This window comes from Arthrobacter sp. 05N33_2 (genome assembly GCF_056397425.1).
Genome location: NZ_JBFTNJ010000018.1, coordinates 31,804 through 54,680 on the forward strand (window position 1 = coordinate 31,804; position 22,877 = coordinate 54,680).

At 68.2% G+C, this 22,877-nt stretch carries 17 protein-coding genes and 1 pseudogene; 6 read left to right on the top strand and 12 right to left on the bottom strand.

What is annotated here, in order from left to right:
• Positions 1-109 precede the first annotated feature (109 nt).
• Positions 110-1,429, top strand: a complete 1,320-nt coding sequence (locus AC1DHX_RS10585; RefSeq protein ID WP_476859187.1) for a cell division protein PerM — start codon at positions 110-112, stop codon at positions 1,427-1,429.
• Between the two features lie 128 nt (positions 1,430-1,557).
• Positions 1,558-2,550: an IS481 family transposase gene (locus tag AC1DHX_RS10590; RefSeq protein WP_476859186.1), complete on the top strand. Its 993-nt coding sequence runs from the start codon at positions 1,558-1,560 to the stop codon at positions 2,548-2,550.
• Between the two features lie 22 nt (positions 2,551-2,572).
• On the opposite strand, the gene AC1DHX_RS10595 is transcribed toward AC1DHX_RS10590, so the two are convergent.
• Positions 2,573-3,016, bottom strand: a complete 444-nt coding sequence (locus tag AC1DHX_RS10595) for a hypothetical protein (RefSeq protein WP_476859185.1) — start codon at positions 3,014-3,016, stop codon at positions 2,573-2,575.
• A 39-nt stretch (positions 3,017-3,055) separates the two neighbouring features.
• Between AC1DHX_RS10595 and purN the strand changes: the two genes are divergently transcribed.
• The gene (purN, locus tag AC1DHX_RS10600; RefSeq protein WP_476900017.1) at positions 3,056-3,631 is read left to right on the top strand and encodes a phosphoribosylglycinamide formyltransferase; all 576 of its coding nucleotides are present in this window, start codon (positions 3,056-3,058) and stop codon (positions 3,629-3,631) included.
• Between the two features lie 345 nt (positions 3,632-3,976).
• Positions 3,977-4,723 carry a hypothetical protein gene (locus tag AC1DHX_RS10605; protein WP_476900018.1) on the top strand — a complete coding sequence of 249 codons (747 nt, stop codon included), beginning with the start codon at positions 3,977-3,979 and terminating at the stop codon, positions 4,721-4,723.
• 92 nt (positions 4,724-4,815) lie between these two features.
• Here AC1DHX_RS10605 and AC1DHX_RS10610 read toward each other — a convergent pair whose 3' ends face one another.
• Entirely contained in the window at positions 4,816-6,168 is a 1,353-nt protein-coding gene (locus AC1DHX_RS10610; protein ID WP_476859183.1) for an MFS transporter, read from the bottom strand.
• Between the two features lie 150 nt (positions 6,169-6,318).
• Between AC1DHX_RS10610 and purH the strand changes: the two genes are divergently transcribed.
• Positions 6,319-8,004: a bifunctional phosphoribosylaminoimidazolecarboxamide formyltransferase/IMP cyclohydrolase gene (purH, locus tag AC1DHX_RS10615; protein ID WP_476900019.1), complete on the top strand. Its 1,686-nt coding sequence runs from the start codon at positions 6,319-6,321 to the stop codon at positions 8,002-8,004.
• A 1,063-nt stretch (positions 8,005-9,067) separates the two neighbouring features.
• Here purH and AC1DHX_RS10620 read toward each other — a convergent pair.
• Positions 9,068-10,066: a trypsin-like serine peptidase gene (locus AC1DHX_RS10620; protein ID WP_476859181.1), complete on the bottom strand. Its 999-nt coding sequence runs from the start codon at positions 10,064-10,066 to the stop codon at positions 9,068-9,070.
• Between the two features lie 245 nt (positions 10,067-10,311).
• On the opposite strand from AC1DHX_RS10620, the gene AC1DHX_RS10625 reads away from it, so the two are divergent.
• Entirely contained in the window at positions 10,312-12,534 is a 2,223-nt protein-coding gene (locus AC1DHX_RS10625; RefSeq protein WP_476900020.1) for an NADP-dependent isocitrate dehydrogenase, read from the top strand.
• Between the two features lie 197 nt (positions 12,535-12,731).
• Here AC1DHX_RS10625 and AC1DHX_RS10630 read toward each other — a convergent pair whose 3' ends face one another.
• From AC1DHX_RS10630 to AC1DHX_RS10670, 9 genes and pseudogenes are all read right to left on the bottom strand, one after another.
• On the bottom strand, positions 12,732-13,268 hold the full coding sequence (locus AC1DHX_RS10630; protein ID WP_476859179.1) for a mucin-associated surface protein: 537 nt from the start codon (positions 13,266-13,268) through the stop codon (positions 12,732-12,734).
• Positions 13,265-14,467: a serine/threonine-protein kinase gene (locus AC1DHX_RS10635; RefSeq protein WP_476859222.1), complete on the bottom strand. Its 1,203-nt coding sequence runs from the start codon at positions 14,465-14,467 to the stop codon at positions 13,265-13,267. Before AC1DHX_RS10635 ends, AC1DHX_RS10630 begins: the two co-directional genes overlap by 4 nt.
• Positions 14,468-14,941: 474 nt before the next feature.
• Positions 14,942-16,222: a hypothetical protein gene (locus tag AC1DHX_RS10640; RefSeq protein ID WP_476859178.1), complete on the bottom strand. Its 1,281-nt coding sequence runs from the start codon at positions 16,220-16,222 to the stop codon at positions 14,942-14,944.
• Positions 16,223-16,372: 150 nt separating this feature from the next.
• The gene (locus AC1DHX_RS10645; RefSeq protein ID WP_459384147.1) at positions 16,373-17,443 is read right to left on the bottom strand and encodes a Gfo/Idh/MocA family protein; all 1,071 of its coding nucleotides are present in this window, start codon (positions 17,441-17,443) and stop codon (positions 16,373-16,375) included.
• 183 nt (positions 17,444-17,626) lie between these two features.
• Positions 17,627-18,334: an ABC transporter ATP-binding protein gene (locus AC1DHX_RS10650; protein ID WP_476859177.1), complete on the bottom strand. Its 708-nt coding sequence runs from the start codon at positions 18,332-18,334 to the stop codon at positions 17,627-17,629.
• A 2-nt stretch (positions 18,335-18,336) separates the two neighbouring features.
• Entirely contained in the window at positions 18,337-19,785 is a 1,449-nt protein-coding gene (locus tag AC1DHX_RS10655) for an ABC transporter permease (protein ID WP_476859176.1), read from the bottom strand.
• A gap of 305 nt (positions 19,786-20,090) precedes the next feature.
• A complete protein-coding gene (locus AC1DHX_RS10660) occupies positions 20,091-21,194 on the bottom strand; it encodes a substrate-binding domain-containing protein (protein ID WP_476849132.1) in 1,104 nt (367 codons plus the stop codon).
• A 65-nt stretch (positions 21,195-21,259) separates the two neighbouring features.
• Positions 21,260-22,528: a multiple monosaccharide ABC transporter permease gene (mmsB, locus tag AC1DHX_RS10665; protein ID WP_476900021.1), complete on the bottom strand. Its 1,269-nt coding sequence runs from the start codon at positions 22,526-22,528 to the stop codon at positions 21,260-21,262.
• A gap of 54 nt (positions 22,529-22,582) precedes the next feature.
• A pseudogene (locus tag AC1DHX_RS10670) lies at positions 22,583-22,877 on the bottom strand (ABC transporter ATP-binding protein); the annotation flags it as partial.

Sequence of the window (22,877 nt, forward strand, 5' to 3'; positions counted from 1 at the left end):
CGGGGTGCGCAAAAAGCGCCGGGGGCCCCCGACGGCAAATCCGGCGGATCCGGCCAATGTGCCTGTCGGAAACCGGCCGGGTGCCGGGCCCGTGGCACCATGGATCTCGATGAAACTGCGCGCTGATCAGACCGGACAACGTGGCCTTCCCATGCCCCTGTGGCTGCAGGGTGCCCTCGAGTCCGCCCAGGCCGCCGTCATTTCCGCCCTCGTGGTGGTGGCCCCGATCGTCATTGTCTGGGCCACGGCCGGATTCCAGCATGACGGATTCGATGTCCTGGCACGCCTGGCCGGCCAGGCCTGGCTGCTGATCCACGGCGTGCCCCTGCTGCTGGACACCGCCGGTGCCGGGTCCGCCGCGCAGCCGGAATCCGGGACGCTCTCGCTCATCCCGCTGGGCCTGGCCCTCATCCCGTTCCTGCTCGCCTGGCGCGCCGGTCGGCGCCTTGCCCGCGCCTCATATACGGACCAGCTCTGGCAGGCCCTGCTCGGCTCCTGGCTGGCGTATGCCGGATTCGGGATTGCAACGGGCTTCGTCTGCCGCACGGCCGACGTCGGCATCAGCCTGTGGGCCGCCGCGTTCATTCCCCTCGTCCCGTTCGGGCTCGGCATGGTGGTGGGCGCGCGCCGCGAGGCCGGGTCGTGGAGCCGGCTGATCGGCGTCGACGCCGTGGCCTGGCTCTCCCGTACCAGCCAGCACTCGCGTTGGGCCGGGTCCTACCTGGGTTCGGCCATCAAGGCAGGCTCGGTGGCGCTGATGGCGAGCCTGGCGATGTCCGCCGCGCTGCTTGCCGTCGACCTCTTCATCCACTGGAACCTTGTGGTCGCCGTTTATGAAGGGCTCGACGCCGGTGCCATGGGCGGCGGTGTCCTCACCATCGTGCAGCTCGGCTTCCTGCCCAACCTCGTCGTCTTTGCCCTGGCCTGGATCTCCGGCGCGGGGTTCGCCCTGGGCGTCGGGTCGCTGGCCGGACCGCTCGGGACCGCCGTCGGGCCGCTACCGTCCGTTCCGGTGTTCGCCGCCCTGCCTGCCGGTTCCCTTGACTTCGGCTTCGTGGCCCTGGTGGTGCCTGCGCTGGCCGGGGCGCTGGCCGGCTGGTGGTTCCTGCGCGAAGGCGAAAACCACTTCGACGAATGGCTGTCCATCAAGATCCGGGCCCGCTGGTTTACCGCCGCCGCCTCCACCCTGGTGCTGGGTGCGGTGATCGGCTCCGTCGCCGGGCTGCTCGCGGCGGGGCTCGCCTGGCTGGCCCGCGGTTCGGCCGGCATCGGTCGGCTGACGGAGATCGGGCCCGACCCGCTGCGCACGGCGCTGTTCGTGGCCGCGGAGGTCGGAATCGGCGTCGTGATCGGCTACGCGGCCGGACCGTGGCTGGAACGCCAGCAGAAGCTGCGCGAGGCAGACCTGGAAACGGTCAGCAGCCGCTAGGTGTACTGCCCAGGGACGTTGGTTCGGTGAATGTGATGACTCGCTGGAGTCGTTGACCTAAAGGTGAGGACCTCCGGTTGCACAGTGGAGTTGCTTAGACAACCCCTGCAGCGACCAGGAGGTCCTCAATGTCCCACGCTAATGCCGCTTTGACTCCACGCCAACGTTTGCGCGTCGCGCGTCTGGTCGTAGACCACGGCTGGCCGGTGTCCCGGGCTGCCGAACAGTTCAACTGCGCCTGGCCCACGGCCAAACGGTGGGCGACCCGCTACGCCGCGATGGGTCAGGACGGCATGGCCGACAGGTCCTCGCGCCCGCACCGGGTGGCGAACCGGACACCGCAGCAGCTGGTGCGCAAGGTAGTGCACCTGCGCTGGAAGCAACGGCTGGGGCCGGTCGCGATCGGCGCGAAGCTGGCCATGCCGGCCTCGACCGTGCACGCGGTTCTGGTCCGGTGCCGGCTGAACCGCCTGCACCACGTGGACAAGCGCACCGGGGAGGTCATCCGCCGCTATGAACATGAGACTCCTGGAGCGATGATCCACGTCGACGTGAAGAAGCTCGGGAACATCCCCGACGGCGGCGGCTGGCGCTACGTTGGGCGGCAGCAAGGAGACCGGAACCGGGCAGGAACCCCGGACAAGGCGCGCAGCAGACACCGCGGGCCACTGATCGGGACCGCCTATGTCCACACCGTCATCGACGACCACTCCCGGGTCGCCTACGCAGAGATCCACGGCGATGAAACAGCGGCCACCGCAGTCGGAGTGCTCAGGCGTGCAGTGTCGTGGTTTGCCGCCCGCGGCGTCACCGTTGAGCGGGTCCTCTCCGACAACGGCTCGGCCTACAAATCGCACCTCTGGCGGGACACCTGCCGTGAAATGAACATCAAGGCCAAGAAGACCCGCCCCTACCGGCCGCAGACCAACGGCAAGATCGAACGCTTCCACCGCACCCTCGCCGACGGATGGGCCTTCAAGCGCTTCTACGCCACGGAATCAGCCCGCAGAAACGCCCTCCCGGCATGGCTGCACCACTACAATCACCACAGGCCCCACACCGCAATCGGAGGCCAGCCGCCCATCAGCCGCTTAACCAACCTCCCTGGGCAGTACAGCTAGGGCAGCGGCGTCGGTGCAGCTGTTAGCGCAGCTGCGTGGGTAGCTGGCTCGGCAGGGACTTCTCCAGCTGCGTCCGGCATTCCGAGGTTGCCTGCTGCGTCAGGGCGTAGCGGACGCACTGCTGGTAATCGCGGATCTGGTTGAAGAACAGCGTCGAGGCCAGGACCACCAGCAGCATCACCGCCGACACCACCAGCCCGGATATCGCGCCGTACAGAACCAGCCGCGATTCTTTGTATTTCACCGCCCGGACCAGGACCACGATGCCCAGCACAATCCCCGCCACCGTGAGCAGCGCCGTCAGCCACACGTAACCCACGTCGAGCTGGAAGACGAAGAACGAGCCCAGGACCGCGATGACGAACAGCCGGAACAGGGTGTGCGTCAGCCGTGCGGAATCTTGTGCTGCCTGGCCGGCCGGTTGCCGGTCCGACTGGCCGCTGCCGGATTCCGTGGGGGGATTCATGTTTTCCAGCCTACGCGAGCGGCCCCATAAGCTAGGACCATGCGCATAGTTGTCCTCGTTTCCGGCACCGGCTCCAACCTCCAGGCAGTAATCGATGCCGTGAAGTCCGGCGATCTCGACGTCGAGATCRCCGCCGTCGGCGCCGACCGGCCGGGGACGTTCGGGGTGGAACGCTCCGCCGCCGCCGGGATTCCCACGTTTGTGGTGGACTTCAAGGCCTACCCGGACAGGGCCGCCTGGAACGCGGCCCTGACCGAAGCCGTCGCCGGCTTCGCCCCGGATGTGGTGGTGTCCTCGGGCTTCATGCGGATTGTCAGCGCCGACTTCATCGACGCGTTTGGCGGCAAATACCTCAACACGCACCCGGCGCTGCTGCCGTCCTTCCCCGGCGCCCACGGTGTCCGCGACGCGCTGGCCTACGGCGTGAAGGTCACCGGCTGCACGGTGCACTGGGCCGACGCCGGGGTGGACACGGGCCCCATCATCGCGCAGGAAGCCGTGGCGGTCGGGGACGGCGAGAGCGAGGAATCCCTGCACGAGCGCATCAAGGTGGTGGAACGCCGGCTCCTGGTCTCCACTCTGGCTTCCCTCGCCGCGGCCCACACCCCTGCCTGAGTTCCGCGCTGCCGGGTTTCCCCCGCTTGACCCAACTAGCTCGCAGCAGGGGCCGTTTTGGGCGCTCAAAACGGCCCCTGCTGCTGGCCAGTTGGGTAGACGGGCCGCGGCTTGTGGATAACTCTCCGAGGCAGTCCTCGGTTTTGCGACGATGGGTCGATGAAGACACCCCGGCCGCTCCCGTCCCCGCTCGGTTCGGCGCCGTTTACAGTCAGGGAGGCCGTCGACGCCGGAGTCAGCCGGCGCCGGCTTAAGCATCGCTCGCTCCACGTTCCGAGCCGCGGGATCCGGTTGCCAGCAGAACACCCCGTTGAACTAGCGCACCATGCGCGGCCCCTCACCCTTGTGACGCAATTCTCTGCAGCCTCCCACGCGACCGCCTTCCTGATCTGGGACTTTCCGGGCTTCCTCCCGGGTGCCGACGCCCTCGGCATCCACATTTCCCGTCCGGACACGATGGCAATACCGCGGCGCAGGGGCGTGATTGRCCATGTCGGGCAATTCTTCGCCGACGAAATCACCACGATCGACGGGCTGCTGGTAACCTCACGGACCAGGACGTGGTTGGACTGCGCCCGGAAGATGAGCATTGACGAACTGACCGTGGTGGCGGACCACCTGCTGCGCCATCCACGGCCCGAGTTTGAAAGCCGGACCATGCCCTATGCCCGTCCCGGGGAACTGGCCGAGATGCTGGACCGCCACAAGGGAACACCCGGTATCCGCAAGGCGCGGCTCGCCTTGGAGCAGGCCCGAATCGGTGCGGATTCGGCCCCCGAGACGAGACTCCGGCTTGCCCTCTGCCGCTCAGGACTACCGGAACCGGAACTGAACATGCGCACGGTCCTGCGCTCCGGCGTCGTGCGTCAACCTGATCTTGCCTATCCGGAACACCGGGTTGCTGTGGAGTACGAGGGGGCCGTGCACTCCGACGCGGCCCAGGTCATCCGCGACATCGCCAGGGAAGAGGACTACGCAGGCAGTGGCTGGATCCTGGTCAGGATCTCAAAACGGCACATGGAGAACGACGCGCGCGCCGCCGTGGCCAAGGTCCGCGCCGCTCTCGCCTACCGCGGCTGGCAGCCCAAGTAGCTCGCAGCAGGGGCCGTTCTGAAGACTCAGAACGGCCCCTGCTGCGAGTCAGTTGGGTTAGGGATGAGGGTGAGCGCAGGGGCGGAGGGGCGTTACTCGAGCCGGCGCTGCTTCGTCTCGGGGGCGAAAAACGCCATCCACAGCACGGAGAGCAGCACGAGGCCGCCGGCCAGGGCGAACGACGTCGCGAGCCCCAGTTCCGGCCACAGGAAGGCCGCGAAGATCAGCGGACCGAACCCGGCGCCGAGCCGGGAGAACGTCGAGGCCCAGCCGAAGCCGGAGCCGCGCAGTTCCGTGGGGTAGAGCTCGGAGACGTAGGTGTAGAGCACCGGGATGGCCACCTGCACCACGAAGCCGAACACCAGGAGCCAGAACACGGCGGCGGTGGGGATGTCCACCACGATCGCCACGATCACGAGCGTCAGCGCGGACAGCGGTCCGGTGATCGCCAGGATCCACTTGCGGCCCACCCGCTCCACCAGCAGGGCGGCCACCACCACGCCCAGTAGTCCGACGGCGGCCATCGACGCCGTGGTCAGGAAGGCCTTGTACTCCTCGAAGCCGGCGCCGATCAGGATCCGCGGCATCCACGTCAGCGACAGGTAGTAGACGAGCAGGATGCTGAAGAACAGGGCCCATGCCGCCGTCGTGATCTTCCAGTTGAACTGCCAGAGGGCGCGCAACTGCGTCCACGCACTCCCCGCCGAGAGGCGTGGTGCATCCTGCGGTGCGGGCAGGCTGTAGACGCGGGCCTCGGCGCCGGTGGCCTGGACCAGGGCGTCGATCACCTTGGCGGCCTCGTCGCGGCGGCCCTTGCGGATCAGGAACAGCGGGGATTCCGGCACGCCGCGGCGGATCCAGAACACCAGCAGCGCCGGGAGCACCATGACCAGCATGGTCAGCCGCCAGTCCGCGAAGGCCGCGACCAGCCCGGCGGAGACGAAACCGCAGAGGGCGGCGCCGATCGGCCACCAGCCGTCCATCGCGGTGAGCACCCGGCCGCGCTGTTTGCGCGGGGTGAACTCGCCCACCAGCGCGTAGTCCACCGGGATGCAGCCGCCCAGGCCGAACCCGGCCAAGAACCGGAACACGACGAACCACATGAAGTCGGGGGAGAAGGCGCCGAGCACGGTGAAGATGGAGAAAATCAGCAGGGTCGCGGTGAAGGCCTTCTTGCGGCCGATGGTGTCCGCGATGGTGCCCCAGACAAACGCGCCCAGGGCCATGCCAATGAGGTTCGCCGTGCCGATCCAGGCGGCATCGCCCGGGCTCAGCGACCAGTGCTTGGACAGCAACGGAATGAGGATGCCGTTGAGGGTGACGTCCCAGGCATCGAACATGAAGCCCAGTCCGCCGATCAGGAAGATCCGGCCTTGGACCTTCCACCGCCACGGCAGTTCCTGGACCACCTGTTCGCCGCTGGGCACAGTGGTGTACGTGTTCATCTTGGCCTCCTGTGAAAACTCTACGTGGCCGGGCCGCGGCCTGCGCGTGCTTCACACTCCGGCGCGCGGGAGGGCCCGGCGGCGGGACGCGATAAACTGGCCGCATCCCCACCACCCGCGGCCCCGCCGCGATATAAGACGGAGACTTTTGTGAGCTTCACGCAGCTTGACCGTGTATCCATCGACCGAGTTCCCATCCACCGGGCACTGATTTCGGTCTACGACAAGACCGGTCTGGAGGAGCTCGCTCAAGGCCTGCACGCCGCCGGCGTCAAGATCGTYTCCACCGGCTCCACSGCCAAGAAGATCGCCGCCGCGGGCATCCCCGTGCAGGAAGTCGAGGARGTCACCGGYTCCCCGGAAATGCTGGACGGCCGCGTCAAGACCCTGCACCCGCGCGTGCACGGCGGCATCCTCGCGGACCGCCGCGTCCCGGCCCACATGCAGACCCTGGCGGACATGGAGATCGAGCCGTTCGACCTCGTCGTCGTCAACCTCTACCCCTTCGTGGAGACCGTGAAGTCCGGTGCCGCGCCGGACGACGTCGTCGAACAGATCGACATCGGGGGCCCCGCGATGGTGCGCTCCGCCGCGAAGAACCACGCCGCCGTCGCGATCGTGGTGGACCCGGCGTCCTACGGTGCCGTGGTGGAGGCCGCCGCCTCGGGCGGTTTTGACCTGAAGACCCGCCGCCGGCTCGCCGCCAAGGCGTTCGCGCACACCGCGGCCTACGACACCGCCGTGGCCACCTGGACCGCCAGCCAGTTCCGTGACGAGGACGGCGACGGCGTGATCGACTGGCCCGCCTACGCCGGCCTGGCCCTGGAACGCTCCGAGGTGCTCCGCTACGGCGAAAACCCGCACCAGCAGGCCGCACTGTATGTGGACAAGGCCGCCCCGGCCGGCATCGCCCAGGCCGACCAGCTGCACGGCAAGGCCATGAGCTACAACAACTTCGTCGACGCCGACGCCGCCCTGCGCGCCGCCTTCGACTTCGCCGAACCCGCCGTCGCCATCATCAAGCACGCCAACCCGTGCGGCGTGGCCGTGGGGTCCGAGTCGGCGGCCGACCCSATCGCCGACGCCCACGCCAAGGCCCAYGCYTGCGATCCSGTGTCCGCGTTCGGCGGCGTCATCGCCGCGAACCGCACGGTCACCGCCGGGATGGCACGGACCGTCGCCGGCATCTTCACCGAGGTCGTCATCGCGCCGGGCTTCGACGACGAGGCAGTGGAGATCCTGTCCAAGAAGAAGAACATCCGCCTCCTGGCCCTCCCGGACGGATACGGCCGCTACCCGACCGAGTTCCGCCAGGTCTCCGGCGGCATGCTGGTGCAGGCCACGGACAAGGTCGACGCCGACGGCGACACCCCCGCGAACTGGACCCTGGCCGCGGGCGACGCCGCCGACGCCGCCACCCTGGCCGACCTCGCGTTCGCCTGGACCGCGTGCCGCGCGGCGAAGTCCAACGCCATCCTGCTCGCGGACAACGGTGCCGCCGTCGGCATCGGCATGGGCCAGGTCAACCGGCTCGATTCCTGCAAGMTCGCGGTCGAGCGCGCCAACACCCTCGGCGTCACCGTGGAGTCCGATGTCGAGGGTGCTGGCGGGGCCTCGAATGCCGACGCCGCCGCTTCGCCGGAGCGTGCCCGGGGCGCTGTAGCGGCCTCGGACGCGTTCTTCCCGTTCGCCGACGGACTGCAGATCCTGGTCGACGCCGGCGTGCGCGCCGTCGTCCAGCCCGGCGGCTCAGTCCGGGACGAGGAAGTCATCGCCGCGGCCAACGCCGCCGGCATCACCATGTACTTCACCGGGGCACGCCACTTCTTCCACTAGGGCCCTTCCACTCGGGTAGTGCTCTTCCACTCGGGCTGCGGTTCGCGCACAAGGGACCCGCGCGCAAGAGACCGGCACAAAAAATGGACATGCCCTCCCTGGCCGGGGGACATGTCCATTTTTTGTGCCAGCGAGTGGGCTGGTGGCCGGTCCCTGGGACATGCTCATGCTTTCCGCGGGACATGCTCATTTTTCGCGGCAAGGAGTGGGCATACGGGGGATATGTCCAGGCTTCGGAGTGTGGAGAGGGCATGTCCCGTGCGACCGGGGCTGCCAGGGCCATCCGGGGGACATGCTCATTCTTTTCGGTGCGTACCGGGCCAACCCAAAGGACGTGCTCACGGGTTCAGGAGCTCGAGACCGACCCGGTCGGACATGCCCATTCCTTTCCGGGACATGCCCTCCCTGGCCGGGCAACATGTCCATTTTTTGTGCCATCGAGCGGGCTGGTGGCCGGACCCTGGGACAGGCTCATTCTTTCCGCGGGACATGCTCATTTTTCGCGGCAAGGAGTGGGCATATGGGGGATATGTCCAGGCTTCGGAGTGTGGAGAGGGCATGTCCCGTGCGACCCTGGGCTGCCAGGGCCAGCCGGGGGACATGCCCGTTCTTTCTGGCGCGCCGGGGGCCATCCGGGGGACATGCTCATTCGTTGCCAAGCGCCGAGAAGCCACCCGGGAGGACATGTCCACTCCGCATGGCAAGGCCCGGACATGTGGGGTATATGTCCGGGCCTTGGTGTTAGCGGAGGGCATGTCCAGGGGGCGGGCGCGATCCGCCGTCGCACATAAAGCCAGCGCGGGGCCACTGCGTCCTCCCCACTGCTGAAGATGGGACGCAATGACCCCGCGCTGGGGCAAACAGGGTAAACAGGGTAGACAAGCCCGGCTGCGCTGGCCCCGCGAACAGGCCCCCGCGAACGGAGTACGGGCCCCGCGAACAGGCCCCCGCGAACGGAGCACGGGCCCCGCGAACAGGCCCCCGCGAACGGAGCGCGGGCCCCGCGAACAGGCCCCCGCGAACGGAGCGCGGGCCCCGCGTGTACGGGGCCCGTGCCCTCAGATCAGGAAGCGGCCGCCGTGGTGTAGGCCTGCTGGATCACGCTGCCCCAGTACGGGCCGTACATCTTGGTGGAGTTGCTGCCGTAGCCGTAGCTGTTGATGGAGTTCTGGTAGCCGGCGGCGCTGGTGCCGATGAACCACGGACCGCCTGAGGAACCGCCGGTCATGTTGCAGGGGATCCCCTGGGTGTTGAACTGCGGGTTGTAGGGATCGTTCGTGGCGGTGCCGGAGCAGCTCTTGAGGGATTCACCGTTGAAGGGCGCTGCGGCGGGGTAGCCGAATGACTTGTAGCTCAGGCCGCGGGCGGCGTTGAACTGCAGCCCGGAGCCGCCGACGACGTCGCTCAGGTACTGGCCGTTGAGCGTGGACATGACGGCGAAGCCGGTGTCGTAGGTCATGTCACCCGAGGAGCTCCACTGGGTGGGGGCGTAGAGGGCCTTGGCCGTCCACTTGCCGTAGGGGGCCGCGCCGTTCAGGTACGCCGGGACGAACGTGAACTTGGTGGCGAAGGCGCCCGGGCCTTCATTCACGCAGTGCCCGGCCGTGGAGACCGTGCTCCTGTTGCCGGAGGAGACCGAGTTGCCGGAACAGACGTAGTTCGTCCCGCCGAGGGTGAAGAAGACCTTGCCGATGTGCGGGACGGGGGTTTCGCTCGCATTGGTCTTGGTCTGGAGCGTCTGGGATTGCAGCTTGGGAGCCGCGGCCTCGACCTTGCCCGGCGCGCCCGTTTCCGCCGGGCCCCTGGCCGCGGTGGCCTTGCCGTTGCGCTTCATGGCCCTGTCGGCCAGGACGTCGCCGGGGACGGCGCTGCGCATGCGTTCAGCGGTCCAGTAGTCGGCCGCGCCCGTCTCGGTGACGGTGTGGCTAGAGACATCGGAGGTGGAAAGCGGTGCCTTGGCCGGTGCGGGGGAGGCCGTGGCCGCCCCCGCGGCACTCAGGGCCAGCAGCGCGGCGGCCGAAAGAGTCAGCAGGCTGGTGGCCAGAGTCTTGGGTGTTCTCATGGGTGTCCTAACCGGTGGAAAAGCGGGGCGGCCGCTGTTGGCGGCCGCTGGATGGAACGAAACTACGGCAATTTGACTAACCTGTAAAGTCGCTTGTCAATTTTTGTTATGCCGTGTCGGGATGTCACTCATCCGTCCGCGCACGACGCCGGTAGGCGCCAACGGGGGCACCTCGGGTAAGTTAGGGGTGTTGAGATAACACAAGATTCCGGAAATACCCAGACCTTCAGGGAGACGCCCGCGCAATGGCAAAGATTATCTATACCCACACCGACGAAGCGCCGATGCTGGCCACCTATTCGTTCTTGCCGATCATTGAGGCGTTCGCCTCGACGGCCGGTGTGGAAGTGGAGACCCGCGACATCTCGCTGGCCGGCCGCATCATCGCCGTGTTCGGCGACTACCTCACCGAAGAGCAGCGCGTCAGCGACGCCCTGGCCGAGCTTGGTGCACTCGCCAAGACGCCCGAAGCCAACATCATCAAACTGCCCAACATCAGCGCCTCCGTGCCCCAGCTGAAGGCCGCAATCGCCGAACTCCAGGGCCACGGCTACGCGCTGCCGGACTACCCGGACAACCCCTCCTCGGACGAGGAAACGGACATCCGGTCCCGCTACGACAAGATCAAGGGCTCCGCCGTGAACCCGGTCCTGCGCGAAGGCAACTCGGACCGCCGCGCCCCGCTCTCGGTCAAGAACTACGCCCGCCAGAACCCGCACAGCATGGGCGCCTGGACTCCGGAGTCCAAGACCAACGTGGCCCACATGGACGCCGACGACTTCCGCTCGAACGAGCTGTCCGTGGTGATCGAGGCCGACACCAACATCAWGATCCAGCTCGTCAAGGAAGACGGCACCGTCAAGGTCCTCAAGCGTGCCTTCCCGGTCCTGGCCGGCGAGGTCATCGACGGCACGGTGATGCGTGCCGCGGCCCTGGATGAGTTCCTCGCAGCCCAGGTCGCCCGGGCCAAGAACGAGGGCGTGCTGTTCTCTGCCCACCTCAAGGCCACCATGATGAAGGTCTCGGACCCCATCATCTTCGGCCACGTCGTCAAGGCCTACTTCGCGGACCTCTTCGCCACCTACGGTGAGCAGATCGCCGCCGCCGGCCTGAGCCCCAACAACGGCCTTGCCTCCATCCTCAACGGCCTCGACGACCTGCCGGAGGAGATCCGCGGCGACGTCCAGGCAGCCATCGAAAAGGGCCTCAACGAGGGCCCCGAACTCGCGATGGTCGATTCCGACAAGGGCATCACCAACCTGCACGTGCCSWSCGACGTCATTGTCGACGCCTCGATGCCGGCCATGATCCGCAGCTCGGGCCACATGTGGGGCCGCGACGGCCAGGAAGCCGATACCCTCGCCGTCCTCCCGGACAGCAGCTACGCCGGCATCTACCAGGTCGTGGTTGATGACTGCCGCGCCCACGGGGCCTTCGATCCCACCACCATGGGCACCGTCCCGAACGTCGGCCTCATGGCCCAGGCCGCCGAGGAATACGGCAGCCACGACAAGACGTTCGAGATCCAGTCCGCCGGCACCGTCCAGATCGTTGACGACGCCGGCACGGTGCTGATCGAGCACAAGGTTGCCCCGGGCGACATCTGGCGCGCCTGCCAGACCAAGGACGTGCCGATCCGCGACTGGGTSAAGCTGGCCGTCACCCGYGCCCGCGCCTCCGCCACSCCSGCCRTCTTCTGGCTGGACAAGGGCCGCGCSCACGACGCCCGGATGATCGCMAAGGTGGAGGAATACCTCAAGGATCACGACACCGCGGGCCTGGAAATCGCCATCATGTCCCCGGATGAGGCCACGGCCTTCACGGTGGAGCGCCTCCGCAAGGGCGAGGACACCATCTCGGTGACCGGCAACGTGCTCCGCGACTACCTCACCGACCTCTTCCCGATCCTGGAACTGGGCACCAGCGCCAAGATGCTTTCGGTGGTGCCGCTGATCAACGGCGGCGGCCTGTTCGAGACCGGCGCCGGCGGATCCGCCCCGAAGCACGTCCAGCAGTTGCTCAAGGAAAACCACCTGCGCTGGGACAGCCTGGGTGAATTCCTCGCACTCGCCGTCAGCTTCGAGCACCTCGCCACCAGCACCGGCAACGCCCGCGCCCAGGTCCTGGCCGACACCCTGGACCGGGCCACCGGCACGTTCCTGCTGGAGGACAAGTCCCCGAAGCGCAAGGCCGGCGAGTTGGACAACCGCGGCAGCCACTTCTACCTGGCCAAGTTCTGGGCCCAGGAACTGGCCAGCCAGAACGACGACGCCGAGCTCGCCGCGGCCTTCGCCGCCGTTTCTGACGCGCTGAACTCCAACGAGGACACCATCACCGGCGAACTCCTGGCCGTCCAGGGTTCCCCGGTGGACCTTGGCGGGTACTACCGGCCGGATGCGGCCAAGGTTGCAGCGGTCATGCGCCCGTCGGCGAAGTTCAGCGAAGTGCTTGCGACGCTGACCAAGTAGTCCCAGCCTCAACCGGCGCCAGACCTCAGGCAGCGCCCGGGCCGGCCGCCACGCAGAACGCCCCGTCTCCCGAAAGGGAGGCGGGGCGTTCTGCTGTCCGCCCGGGATTCCGGTGCGCGCGTCGCTGCTGGTCGTAGGGGTGGCTGGTCGGAGGATGGCAGGAAAGAGGGGCAGCCGGGCGGGGGAGGGCTGCGGGGTCAGCCCTTGCCGTTGCCCTTGTGCTTCGATTTCCCGGTGGCGGCCTTGGCCGGGGCCGGGGCGACGGCGGCCGGGGCCGTCCGCGCTGCAGCGACCTGGGCTGCTGCCTGAGCCGCGGCAGCCTTTTCAGCCGCTGCTTTGTCGGCTGCCGCTTTGTCAGCCGCTGCTTTTTCCGCAGCCTTCCGGGCCGCCTCGGCCGCCTGCTGCGCGGTAAGGTCCGCCCGGACGGCGTCAATCGATGACTTGATGCTCTGGTGGCGTCTGAAGGACACCTCGCCGCTCGCGGCGACGGCATCCAGCCGGGTCAGCAACTCGTCAAGGTGCTTCAGGGAACCCTCCGGGTCGTTGGCGGCTGCAGCCTGGCTGACAGCCAGGACTTCGGATTGAAGTTGCCGGGCCGCGCCGCTGCCCAGTTCGGGGGCGGGGGAGCCGCAACCGGCCAAAGCCCCGGCGGCCAGCAGTCCGGCGAGGAGGCTTGCGGACACCCGATACCTCACCCGGCCGCGGTCTTGCCCGGCGGTTCGCGAATCGCTCATGGTTCCACACCCTTCTGCAGTTCCCTCAGGTGATCGCCGAGCGGTCCGGTGACGGTGGGGTAGGGGACGACGTCGGGCGCCGCGGGGGCGGACAGGGCGACCGCGATCGTCGCCACGACGGCAAGGACTGCCAGCGCGGCGAGCAGCACGGCCACGCGGGTGCGGGGCCGGGCCCGGAGGAACCATGCGGCCCCGCGCGACACGGAGCGGCGGCGGCGCGGCCGCAGCGGCAGGGCATCCGGGTCCAGCGAGTTCAGGGGGCGTGTTCTCGACGCCGCAGCCGTTGCGGCTCCGGGCCTGGGTGGGCGGGGCCGCCTTGCCGGCGGGGCCGGGAGGACCCGGGTGGGTTCCGTTGTGACGGGCCCGGGCAGCGATCCGGGGGAAACGAGGGCAACACGGAAGGCTGCCTCGAGATCGGCGGCCGCGGGGCGGTCCAACGGGTCCAGGACGGTCATGGCCTGGATGAGCCGGGCCCACTCCTCGGGCACGGCGTCCGGGATGACGGGGGCGCGGTGCAGGCGGGCCACAGCGGATTCGACGGCGCTGCCCGGGTACTCCACCTCGCCCTTGAGGCATTCGAGCAGGACCAGGCCCAGCGAGTAGATATCACTCGCCGGACCGAGGTCGGCACCGCGGGCCTGTTCGGGACTGAGGTAGGCGGCAGTTCCCACCATGGTTCCCGTGGCGGTCAGCCGGGTCCCGTCGATGATCCGGGCGATGCCGAAGTCTGTGAGCTTGGGCCGAAGCGGCTCTCCCGGCCGGACCGGCACCAGGAGGATGTTGGCGGGCTTGATGTCCCGGTGGACGATGCCGAGGCCGTGGACGTAGGCGAGGGCATCGGCGATCCCGGCGCCCACCACGGCCAACTCGGCCAGCGGCAGGGGACTGTGGCGGATCCGGGTCCGCAGATCCTGGCCGTCCACGAGCTCCATGGTCAGGAAGGGCCGGGGCTCCTCGGGAATCCGGGTGTCCGTCCCGGCGTCGAACAGCGTCACCAGGCTTGGATGATTCAGGGTCGCCAGCAGTTCGATCTCCGCTTCCTGCCGGCGAAGCTCGTCAGGATCCGCCGATTGCGGTGCAAAGAGTTTCAGGGCAACGTCCCGGCCAAGGTTCAGGTCCTTGGCCGTGTAGACCGATGCCATGCCGCCCCGGCCAATCACCTCCCCCAGCTGATAGCGGCCGCCCAGGGGCTCCGCCATGATGCTGTTGGGCGAACTGTCCACGCTGTCCCCGTACCTTTCGTGTGCGCCCCGGCGGCGCTCCTAAAGAATGATACGGGTACGGGTATCTGATTGCGGTCCGCGTGGTGCGTGGGGGACCTCCGGTCCCGGCGCCGAAGCGTCTTCCCTCACCGGACCCCCACCCGCGGACGCCCCTCCGCCGGAGCATGCCGTTGGGTCCCCCAGCGGACCCAACGACCTCGCTCCGGCGGTACAGGACCTTGATGGGAGCGGTGGCATGCGCTAGGGCGGGCGGGGCTTGCAGCCGGGCCTCGGCTGCGGACCGGAGCGCTCAGGGTGGGCGGGCGCTGAGAGGGTCAGGCCGGCGGGAATTGGGGTGCCGGAAGCCCGGCGGTGGACGGTCGTGTCCATGGGGGATTCTCCTGGGTGACTGTTGGCGGGCGGCAAAGGCAGCCCGACGGGCCGTGCTCTGTGGAGGCAGAGACGGCCCGACTAGTCAGGAGAAGAACCGGGATCAGCGCTAACGGCTGCGTACTCGTGCTGGAGCGGTCCGCCGATGGCGTCGGCCCCGATGGTGGGCACGTAGAAGACCAGGCTGGGCATCCACGCAGCCGTTCCGGCAGGCCCGCCGCCGGAGTGCCCGCTGCCGGACCCCGAGCCCGGAGCCGGCGGGAGTGCGTCAGGCGCAGGCAGTCCCGTTCCGCCATGCCATGGGCCCGGACCCGGGTTGCCGGAGGGAGCCGGCGGTTCACCGGTCCCGGCAGGGGCCTTGGCCGGCGGGGCAGCGCCGGACTGGACAGCTGCCGCGCCCCGGGGTTCAGGGATCAGCAAGGCGGGATAGGCAACCGTGGCACCCGGGGAAGGAGATGCCGGGAACGGACGGGCCGCCACGGTGCCGGTGGGAGCAGGCGCCGGCAGTTCAGCCGGTGCTGCGTTGGCGGCGGTTGCTTTTGCGCCGCCCGCCGGCGCCGATGCGCCATCGACGGCGGCCGGCGTCCCCGCCGGCGTCCCCGCAGGCGATCCCGCCGCGACATCGCCGCCTGGAACGACGCCGTCTGGAACGACGCCGTCTGGTGGCCCGGCCGCAGGGTCGCCGGGGAGCGGAGTTGCTGGATCCGGAGCCGGAGCCGGAGCCGGGGCCGCCGGGTCGCCGGGCGACGAAGGTGCCGGAACCGGAACCGTGGCCGCAGGGTCCACCACCGGCGGAACAACACCGGGGACCGGTACCGCAGGGTCCACCACCGGCGGAACAACACCGGGGACCGGWACCGCAGGGTCCACCACAGGCCCGGTTGCCGGCGGGGTGAGTGCCGGCGCAGGGAGCGAAGGGTCAGGGAGTACCGGGGAGGGGAGCGCCGGGTCCGGTGCCGCCTGCCCAGGGGCGGGCGGTGGCGCGTCGGGAACCGCCGGGTCAGGGGCGGTGTCCGCGGGCCCGTTCGGGTCGGCAGCAACGACGTCCGCGGAAGCTACTCCCGGCCCTGGAACAGCGCCCGCCGCCCAGGCGCCCGCCGGGACCGCAGAGATGTCCACAGAAACCACGCCGTCGAGGGAGGGAACAGGGAGGTCGTCGGCGTCCGTACAGGAGGCGGCGGCCGTGCTCTCCCCGGCGTCGACGGCCGTCCCGTAGAACGCGCAGGCGTCGTCCGCCTGCGCGGCCGTGCAGGTCAGTGTCAGCCACGCGGCGCCGGCGACGGCGGCCAAAAGCACGCGGCGCAAGGGGCGCAGGGGGCGCAAGGTGCGGCCCGCGCGGGAGGACGCTGCTGCAGGATCCATGCGCGCACCCCCGATCCCAAGACTGGACAATTGCCTACAGGGTAAGTCGGCCCCAACAGGAGAGTCCAGAGCGGGGCCGAAACTGTAGGCATACCGAGACACTTGGAATGCGCCGGGTCCGTTGCCTGGGGCGTGGAAAATGCGAGGCGGTTAGTGGGCGTCGTTGGGGTAGCTCACGCCGAGCTGCGCGCGTACGCCGTCGAAAAGCCGCATGGTGTTCAGGGAGTCCTCCAGCGGCATGACCGGGCTCTCGGTGAGGCCCTGCTGGATGCACCGCGTGACCTCGCGGAGCTCGTAGGTGTAGCCACGTCCCACCACGGTGAACTGCTCCGTCCGGGGCCCCTCGAAGCCGATCCGGACCAGCAGTTCCTTCGGGTTGTTGATGGAGCCCGGGCTCTGGAGGTAGCCCTTGGTGCCGGCGACGGTGGCCGTGCGGGGGCCGTAGGCCATCAATGACGAGGTCAGTTGGGCCTGGGCGCCGTGGTGGTAACCGAGCGTCAACGCATTCTGGGCGTCGACGCCGTCGTCGTTCAGCCAGCCCGTGGCGCTGACCGTTTGCGGGAACCCCAGGGTGCCGAGCGCCCAGAGCAGGGGATAGACCGTCATGTCCAGCAGGGCGCCGCCACCGTCCTTGGGTGCCCAAAGCCGGGAACCGGGCGAGTACGGCGCCGGAAAGCCGAGGTCGGCGCCGACCCATTTCACCTCGCCGATCTCGCCCGAGGCAGCGATCTCGAACGCCCGCTGCATGCTGGGCAGGAACCGGCTCCAGACCGCCTCCATCAGGAAGACTCCGTTGGTCCGGGCCGCCGCGATCAGCTCGGCTGCTTCCCGGGCATTGATCGTGAGGGCCTTCTCGCACAGCACGTGCTTGCCGGCGTTGAGGGCGGCGAGGGCTATCTTGTGATGGTGGGCGTGCGGGGTGGCGACGTAGACGACGTCGACGGCGTCATTGGCGAGCAAGCGGGCGTAGCCACTGGCGCCGTCCTGGTCACCGTAGGCGTGGACAAAGCCGTAGTCGGCCGCGAACGCGTCCGCGGCCGCCTGTGTGCGGGAGCTGACGGCGTACAGTTCCGCATCCGCCAGCAGCCCAAGGTCGCGTGTGACCGAAGCGGCGATCCCGCCGGTGGCGATGACACCCCAGCGCAGCCTGGCACCGGTGGCTGTGCGGGGGTCCTGGTCCGGCTGGCTGAACAGCCACGGCTTTGCGATGAGGGCAGACATGATGCCATCTTCTCACCCAGGGGCGGGCGGGCCGCGGTGTTGACGGCCCTGGCATGGCGGAGGTTCGACGCGGAGATCCAGTCTCACGAAGTTCAGCCCCGGCGGCTCGACGCCGGAGCCGCGGGCGGGCCCCCAAGGCCTGCCCGCAGCTCCGCCGCCGAAGTCCCCGAAGCCGGCCGGTCCTCAGCCGGTCAGGGCCGCTGTCGCACGGGTCCGGGCCGTTTCCTCGGTGAGCCGGCCCTGCTGGAGCCGGAAGCGCCGGTCCGTCTTGTTGGCCAGGGCACGGTCGTGGGTGACCACCAGGATGGTGATGTTGTGGTCCCGGCTGAGCGTGCTGAGCAGCTCGATGATGTGCTCGCCGGTCTGCTCGTCCAGGTTGCCGGTGGGTTCATCGGCCAGGATCAGTTTGGGTTCGTTCGCCAGCGCCCGGGCGATCGCCACCCGCTGCTGCTCGCCGCCGGAGAGCCGGTTGATGCGCCGCCCGTGCTTCTCCGGATCGAGCTGGACCTGTTCGAGCAGCTGCCGGGCCCGCTCGGCCCGCGCCGCCTTGCGCACGCCGGCGAATTCCATCGGCAGCATCACGTTGTCCACGGCCGAGAGGTTCGGGATCAGGTTGAACTGCTGGAACACGAAGCCGATGTCCCGGCGCCGGTAGTTGGTCAGTTTCCCGTCGGGCATGCTGGCCAGGCTCACGCCGTTGACCACCACGTCGCCGCTGGTGGGCTTGTCCAGCGCCCCGAGCAAGGAGAGCAGGGTGCTCTTGCCGCTGCCGCTCTTGCCCACGATCGAGGCCAGCGTGCCCTGCTCCAGCTCGAAGCTGACATCGTTGACCGGCTTGATGGTCCGGTCGCCGGACTTGAACGTGCGGACCAGGTTTTTGACTTCGATCATGGCTATTCTCCTCGGAGGACTTCGATGGGACGGATGCGGGCGGTGAGCAGGGCCGGGACGAGCGCGCCGATGATGGCGACGCCGAAAACTGCGGCGATGCCCGCGGCGATCACGCCGGGGGAGGCGCTCGCCGTCACGGAGGTCAGCAGCTGACTGGCCCCGCCCAGCGGTCCGCCCGCCCCGCCCGGGAACCCGCCCCCTGGAAAGCCGCCAGCGCCGCCGCGCTGGCCGGTGGCCGCCGCGCTCGTGCTGCTGCTTGAGCTGATGAGGGCGCTGGCGATGCCGCCGCTGGCGAGGGAGGCGACGGCGGCGCCCACCACGCTGCCCATGGCCACCAGCACGAGGGCCTCCAGCACAAACTGCAGGCCGATGGTGCGGTTCGGGGCGCCGATGGCCTTCAGGACACCGATCTCGCGGCGTCGTTCGCGGACCAGCATGACCATGATCAGGAGGATGATCAGGCCGGCGGTGCCAAGGGCCGCGACGAAGGCGATGAAGGAAATGTTCTTGACGCTGTCCAGCGAGCTGACGGCGGTCTCAAGGTTCCGCTGGCCCTGGGTGACGTCGGCCTTGTCGGAGCCCAGCGCCGCCTGCAGGGCGGTTTTGGCGGCGTCGACGTTTTCCATGCTGTTGACCGTGACGATCATGGTGGAGAGTTCGTCCGGGAGCGCGGCGAGGGTCTGGGCGGTCGGCAGCGTCACGTAGAGCGCATTGTTGCCGAACGCGGTCCCGGCGTCGAACAGCCCCCGGACGGTGAAGGTTTTATCACCGATGGTGAACGTCGAGCCCACGCTGAGGCCGTTCTTGGTGGCCAGGGTGGTGCCCAGCAGGGCGCCGGTGGACGCAGCGGTGTAGTTGCCCAGGCCGGTGCCCTGCGTCAGCTGCAGGGCCTTGCCGGTGGAGTCCACCTCGGCGCCGATGCCCGTTGCCGTGATGGGCAGCGAGAACGCCGGCGCGGCCTGCGCGGTGCCGCCGGTACTGCCCGAGGTGCTGCTTCCGGAGGCGCCGGTACTGGCTTGGTTACGGTTGCCGAGGGTGCCGGCGTCGACGGCGGCCGTGAGGCTCGTGGTGACGGAGGTGGCCGACTGGCCGCCGGGGCCGCCTTGGCCTGTCCGTCCTGACGCGGCCTCGGCGGCAATGTCAGCGGCGTTGCGCAGGCGCAGCGCCTTGGTGCCGACCACGCTGCTGACGTTGGGGACGGCCGCCGCCGTGGCCGCCTGGGCGGACGTCAGCGGCTCGCCGCCACCCTCGAACCCCTGGCCGCCGGCGGGGTTCACGGTCAGGACCGTGCCCACCGAGGCGTTCAGCTCGGCAACCTTGCCGGTGACGGCYTGGTTGGCCACGAGCATGGCCAGGGCAAGTCCAATGGCTACGGCCAGGACCGCCACCACGGCGGCGGTCCTGACCTTGTTTCGAAAGGCGTTGCCTACACTCCGGGCAAGAACGCTCACGGTGCTCCTAGTTTTTCTTGGGTGTCTCTGGGGGTATCTCCTGCCGGGCCCGATGCCCGGCGCTGGTCCCACAGTGGTACGGGCCGCTGTGCGAACCTCCCCGCAAAGCTATGTCTCCGCTGTGAAGCGCCTCGCCGCAGGCAAGGTCACTGCCAAGGTCACCGCCGGCGCACCACCGCCAAGGTCCCAGCCGGCGGACCACCGCCAGCGCATCACGGCCAACGCAAGAGCCCCGGCCCTCCCTTGCGGGAGAGCCGGGGCTCTGTGCTCTGGCGCGGCCGGTGAACCGGACGCCAGATAAGGAACTACTGCTTGGTGATCGGGCCGAGGACCGGATCGTTCTCGTACGCCGTGTGGACGTTGTCCTTGGTGACGATGACCGGTTCCAGCAGGTAGGCGGGAACAACCTTGACCGTGTTGTTGTAGGACTTGTCGTCGTTGATCTCAGGCGTCTTGCCTGCCTGAACGTCGTTGACCATGACGATCGAGTGCTCAACGAGCGCGCGGGTGTCCTTGTTGATGGTGGAGTACTGCTCGCCCGCCATGATGGACTTGACCGACTCAACCTCGGAGTCCTGGCCGGTGACAATCGGAAGCGGCTTGCCGGCGGCCTTGACGGAGGTCAGGATCGCGCGGGCCAGAGTGTCGTTCGGGGACAGCACGCCGTCAAGCGGGGCGGTGCCGTAGGTTCCGGCGAGCAGGGTGTCCATGCGCTTCTGGGCGTTCTCTGCCTTCCAGCCCTGGGTCACAGCCTGCTCGAAGCTCGTCTGGCCGGAGAGGACCTTGAGGGTGCCGTCGTCGATCTTCGGCTTCAGGACGCTCATGGCGCCGTCGAAGAAGACCTTCGCGTTGGCGTCATCAGGGGAACCTGCGAAGAGCTCGATGTTGTACGGGCCTTCCGGCTTCTTGCCCTTCATGCCGTCCAGCAGCGCCTTGCCCTGGAGTTCACCGACCTTGAAGTTGTCGTAGGCCACGTAGTAGTCCACGTTCGGGGTGTTCAGCAGCAGACGGTCGTACGCGATGATCGTTGCGCCGGCGTCCTTGGCCTGCTGGAGCTGGGTGCCCAGCTGTGCACCGTCGATGGCGCCGACGATGATGAGCTTGTCGCCCTTGGTGATCATGGCGCTGATCTGGTTCTGCTGCTCCGAGACGCCGCCGTTGGCGAACTGCACGTCCGGCTTGTAGCCGGCCTTGGTGAGGCCGTCGTTGAACAGCTGCTCGGCCAGGACCCAGTTTTCGGAGGTCTTCTGGGGGAGAGCGACGCCGATCGCGGATCCCTTCGGGAATGCTTCGCCTCCAGTGGAGGAACCGCTGGTGGTTCCGGTGTCGGAACGGCCGCAGGCTGTCAGCGCCAGTGCCGCAATAGCAGCGATTGCTGCTGCCTTTCCTGCTTTACCAATCATTCGCATTGCTTGGTTCACTTTCTTTTGGTGGTGTGCGGAGAACTGTGGGGTTGGGGAACCGGGGGAGGGGGTCAGATGCCCCTCGAGATGACCTCTTTGGTCTGGGTGGTCTCGTCGGCCTTGATCTCGCTGCTGCGGYCGAAGTTTTTCATCAKCATKCCGAYGATCGATTTCTTGCCYTGSGTCTTGTTGTAGACGTCGAAGGCGAYGGCGATCAGGAGCACGAGGCCCTTGATGATCTGGGTGAGGTCGGCGCCGACGCCGAGCAGCTGCAGGCCGTTGTTCAGGACGGCCATGACCAGGCCGCCGATGATCGAGCCGATCACGGTGCCCACGCCGCCGGTGACCGCGGCGCCGCCGATGAAGACGGCCGCGATGGCGTCCAATTCCCAGCCGACGCCGTCGAACGGTCCCGAGGCGGTGGAGCGGCCGACGAAGATCATGCCGGCGAGGCCGGCCAGGAAGGACATGTTCATCATGACCAGGAAGTTGACCTTCTTGGACTGGACGCCGGAGAGCTCCGCAGCGTGGCGGTTGCCGCCGACCGCGTAGATATGGCGGCCGATGACGGTCTTGGAGGAGATGAAGCCGTAGACGATGATGAGGACGGCGAGGATCAGGCCCGGAACCGGGAAGGACGTGCCCGGACGGCCGGTGGCGAAGAGGTATGTCGCGTAGAGGATGGCGCCGCAGACCAGCACCAGTTTGAGGACCATGACCCAGGCTTCAGGGACCTCGGCGCCGAGCTTCTTGGCGTTGCGGCGGGACCGGATCTCGCTGAAGATTACGAACGCTACGGCGAGCAGGCCGATCAGCATGGTGGGGTTGTTGTAGCCGGTCTTCGGGCCGAACTCGGCCAGATAGCCGGAGCCGATGTACTGGAAATCCGCCGGGACCGGGATGGTGTTCGACTTGCCGACGAACTGGTTGGCGCCGCGGAAGATCAGCATGCCGGACAGCGTCACGATGAACGCGGGAATGCCGACGTAGGCCACCCAGAATCCCTGCCAGGCCCCGATCAGGACGCCGAGTCCCAGCCCCATCAGGACGCCGATGTACCAGGGCAGGCCCCAGTCGCGGATGAAGAGTGACACGCAGACACCCACGAAGGCCGCGACGGAACCGACCGAGAGGTCGATGTGCCCGGCGATGATGACCAGCACCATACCGATGGCGAGGATCAGGATGTAGGAGTTGCCGTTGAAGAGGTTGATGACGTTGCCCGATGTGAGCGTGCGGCCCTCCGTGAAAATCTCGAAGAACACGATCAGCGCAACCAGGGCGAAGATCATGCCGAATTGGCGGGTGTTGCCGCCAAAGAGCTTCTTGAGCGCGTTCATTGTTTCAGTCCTTGTGTCCGGGGTGTTCGGATTGTTCTGGTTTGTCCCAAAGGGTCAAGCGGTCTTGCGGGCGGACGTCATGAGTTTCATGAGGCTTTCCTGGCTGGCTTCGTCCTTGTTCAGCACGCCGGTGATGGCGCCTTCGAAAATCGTGTAGATCCGGTCCGAGAGGCCCAGCAGCTCGGGCAGCTCCGAGGAAATGACGATCACGGCCTTGCCCTCGTTGGCGAGCTTCTGGATGATGCCGTAGATCTCGTACTTGGCCCCGACATCGATCCCGCGGGTGGGCTCGTCCAGGATCAGCACGTCCGGGTCGGTGAACATCCATTTCGCCAGCACAACCTTCTGC

Coding starts and splice junctions, on each gene's coding strand:
- AC1DHX_RS10610 (WP_476859183.1), bottom strand. CDS start 6,168: ATGAACACGTACACCACTGTGCCCAGCGGCGAACAGGTGGTCCAGGAA.
- AC1DHX_RS10635 (WP_476859222.1), bottom strand. CDS start 14,467: ATGGCGGAGCCCCTGGGCGGCCGCTATCAGCTGGGGGAGGTGATTGGC.
- AC1DHX_RS10630 (WP_476859179.1), bottom strand. CDS start 13,268: ATGAGCGATTCGCGAACCGCCGGGCAAGACCGCGGCCGGGTGAGGTAT.
- AC1DHX_RS10595 (WP_476859185.1), bottom strand. CDS start 3,016: ATGAATCCCCCCACGGAATCCGGCAGCGGCCAGTCGGACCGGCAACCG.
- AC1DHX_RS10650 (WP_476859177.1), bottom strand. CDS start 18,334: ATGATCGAAGTCAAAAACCTGGTCCGCACGTTCAAGTCCGGCGACCGG.
- AC1DHX_RS10585 (WP_476859187.1), top strand. CDS start 110: ATGAAACTGCGCGCTGATCAGACCGGACAACGTGGCCTTCCCATGCCC.
- AC1DHX_RS10590 (WP_476859186.1), top strand. CDS start 1,558: ATGTCCCACGCTAATGCCGCTTTGACTCCACGCCAACGTTTGCGCGTC.
- AC1DHX_RS10620 (WP_476859181.1), bottom strand. CDS start 10,066: ATGAGAACACCCAAGACTCTGGCCACCAGCCTGCTGACTCTTTCGGCC.
- AC1DHX_RS10660 (WP_476849132.1), bottom strand. CDS start 21,194: ATGCGAATGATTGGTAAAGCAGGAAAGGCAGCAGCAATCGCTGCTATT.
- AC1DHX_RS10645 (WP_459384147.1), bottom strand. CDS start 17,443: ATGTCTGCCCTCATCGCAAAGCCGTGGCTGTTCAGCCAGCCGGACCAG.